Raw genomic sequence first — 2,430 nt, 5'->3', positions numbered from 1 at the left:
CCACGGGGGCCTACGCGTGTCTCCCTCCCCCAAGGGGTCAACCGGCGGGCTGGGGGCCCGGGGGGGCCACCCGGGCCCCCTCCCCTAGGGCGTGTCCGCCCTAGCGGGTCAGGCGCCGTCGGCCGGATCGGCCGCCGGACGGAACTGCAGGGCCAGGCCGGCGAGTACGGCGCCGGCCGCCGCGCTCAGCACCGCCGTGATGCCGGCCCACTCCAGGGAGCCGCCGACCGCGCTGCCGAGCGGGTCGAACCCGGCGACGCCGCCGACCACGTGGAGCGCGGCCACGCCGAGCGCGACCACCGCGCCGGCCCGCCACGCGGCGGCCGTGTCCCGTACGGCGAGCAGGGCGCCGGCCGACAGGCAGAGCAAGGTGACGGCCAGGGCGAGCAGTCCGCCGGGGTCGCCGGAGGCCAGGCCGGCCAGATCGCCGGGCACGTGCAGCGCACCGCAGAGGAGCAGTGCGAGGGCCACCGGCCAGCGCAGTATGTGGCGCAGTGCGCCCGTACCCGGCCGCGCCGGGCCGCGGGCCGGGGCCTTGGCCTGTGCCTGGGCCTGCGCTGCGGGCTGGTGGACACGGGTCCGTACCGGGTCCGCCTGCTCGGGGCCGCCGGGCCGCGGGGGCTGTTCGCCGGTGCCGAGGATGCTGACGAGCAGGGCCACGTCCTCGATGGGCCGGCCGAGGGCGGCGGCCCGCAGGGTGATGTCGGTTTCGACCCGCTCGTGCGGGGGCTCGCCCAGCAGGGTCACCATCTCGCGGACCTCGTGGACGGGCCGGGACACGGCTGCCGCGCGCAGCGCCGTGTGTCCGGGGTTGGGGACCTGTCCGGATTCCTTGAGGAGGTTCACCAGATCGGTGACCTCCCGTACCGGCCGGCCGGTGGCGGCGGTCTCCAGGACGGTGTGCGCGGACGCTGCCACGGGCCGGGGCCCGGGGTCCGGGCCGGGCACGGATCCTGCCCCGGGACCGGCGACCGGACCGGCGTGGGGACCGGCCTGGGGACGGGCCTGGGGACCGGCCTGGGCGCCGGCGTGGGGACCGGCCTGGGCCTCGGGAGCGGTCCCGGACTCGGTCCGCGACTCGGCCCTCGGACCGGTCGGGGAGTCGGTCTCGGGGCCGGAGCCGAGGTCGTCCGTGTCGGGGACCGGAGGCCGGCCGTCCGCGGTGTCGGGGAGCCTGCGCGGTTCTTCGTACTCCGTCGCGGCGAGCGTGATCGGGTCATTCATGGAAAGCTCCGTTCGCCGACGCACGGGTCTACACATCGTGCGCCGGTCATCGTGCGTCATGGGAAGCGCACGCTTTGTTACATTCAGCGGCACCCGGCCGCGCTGCGCCATTCGGGGCGGGCAAACGGGGGTCCCCCGCGGTGCCGCGGGCCGGGTCGGCACCCGCCGTGGGCATGGTGGGGGCATGAAGGGTACGGAGGTACTGGCCGATGCGTTCGGCCGGATCCAGGACGTGGTGCACGAGGCGGTCGAGGGGCTGGAGCCCGGGCAGCTGGACGCGCGGATCGATCCCGGGGCGAACTCGATCACCTGGCTCGTCTGGCACCTGACCCGCGTCCAGGACGACCACGTGGCGGATGCGGCCGGCTGGGAACAGGTCTGGCACGCACAGGGCTGGGACGAGCGGTTCGGGCTCCCGCTGCCGCCCGGCTCGACCGGCTACGGGCACACCGCCGAGGAGGCCGGGGCCGTCCGGGTCGGCTCGGCGGATCTCCTGCTGGGGTACGTCGACGCGGTCCACGCGCAGACGGGACGGTTCCTGGCCGGGCTGTCCGCCGCCGATCTGGACCGGGTGGTCGACGAACGGTGGGACCCGCCGGTGACCCTCGGGGTGCGGCTGATCAGTGTGATCGCCGACGACCTCCAGCACGCGGGGCAGGCGGCCTTCGTCCGGGGCGTGCTGACGAGGGGCCGCTGATGGCTTCCGCGGGAGCCCTGCTGCTGGCCCTCCTCCTCACCGCCACCCCGGCAGCCACGGCCCCGGCCGCACCACCCGCCGGGGCCGGGACCGGGGCCGGGGCTGAGGCCGGGGCCGGGGCTGAGGCCGGGGCCGGGGCCGTGGCCGAGGCCGTGGCCGAGGCCGAGGCCGTGGCCGAGGCCGGAGCCGTGGCCGAGGCCGGAGCCGGATCGGTGGTCACCGCCGAGGCCGGCGCCATTGGCGGCTCGGGGGCCGGAACCGGGTCCGCGCCGTTCGGCGGAGCCGGGATCGGCCGGACCGCAGACCGTTCGGGCGCGGGTGTCGGCTCCGGGACTGGTGCCGGAGCCGGGACCGGAGCCGGAGCCGGAGCCGGAGCCGAGGCCCGAGCCGGATCGGTGGTCACCACCAAGGTCGGAGCCTTCGGCGGCTCGAGGGCCGGAACCGGGTCCGCGCCGTTCGGCGAAGCCGGGATCGGCCGGACCGCGGACCGTTCGGGCGCGGGTGTCGGC

The 2,430-nt window shown here is 77.2% G+C and carries 2 protein-coding genes and 1 pseudogene; 2 read left to right on the top strand and 1 reads right to left on the bottom strand.

Annotation, left to right across the window (positions count from 1 at the left end):
- Nucleotides 1-108: 108 nt before the first annotated feature.
- Entirely contained in the window at nucleotides 109-1,224 is a 1,116-nt protein-coding gene (locus tag ACFWNV_RS39635; protein WP_383957202.1) for a hypothetical protein, read from the bottom strand.
- A 184-nt stretch (nucleotides 1,225-1,408) separates the two neighbouring features.
- Between ACFWNV_RS39635 and ACFWNV_RS39630 the strand changes: the two genes are divergently transcribed.
- Nucleotides 1,409-1,921: a DinB family protein gene (locus tag ACFWNV_RS39630; RefSeq protein ID WP_383957199.1), complete on the top strand. Its 513-nt coding sequence runs from the start codon at nucleotides 1,409-1,411 to the stop codon at nucleotides 1,919-1,921.
- Nucleotides 1,921-2,430 (top strand): annotated as a pseudogene (locus tag ACFWNV_RS39625) (hypothetical protein); the annotation flags it as partial. The gene ACFWNV_RS39630 and the pseudogene ACFWNV_RS39625, both read left to right, overlap by 1 nt.

Origin of the sequence: Streptomyces sp. NPDC058401 (assembly GCF_042722885.1) — a bacterium.
Classification (GTDB): Bacteria; Actinomycetota; Actinomycetes; order Streptomycetales; family Streptomycetaceae; genus Streptomyces.
The sequence above is the reverse complement of the archived record's forward strand: the minus strand, read 5'-3'. Positions and strand labels throughout refer to the sequence as shown.

What these genes read in the sequence shown, in the direction of transcription:
- ACFWNV_RS39635 (WP_383957202.1), bottom strand. Translation starts at nt 1,224, where the DNA reads ATGAATGACCCGATCACGCTCGCCGCGACGGAGTACGAAGAACCGCGC.
- ACFWNV_RS39630 (WP_383957199.1), top strand. Translation starts at nt 1,409, where the DNA reads ATGAAGGGTACGGAGGTACTGGCCGATGCGTTCGGCCGGATCCAGGAC.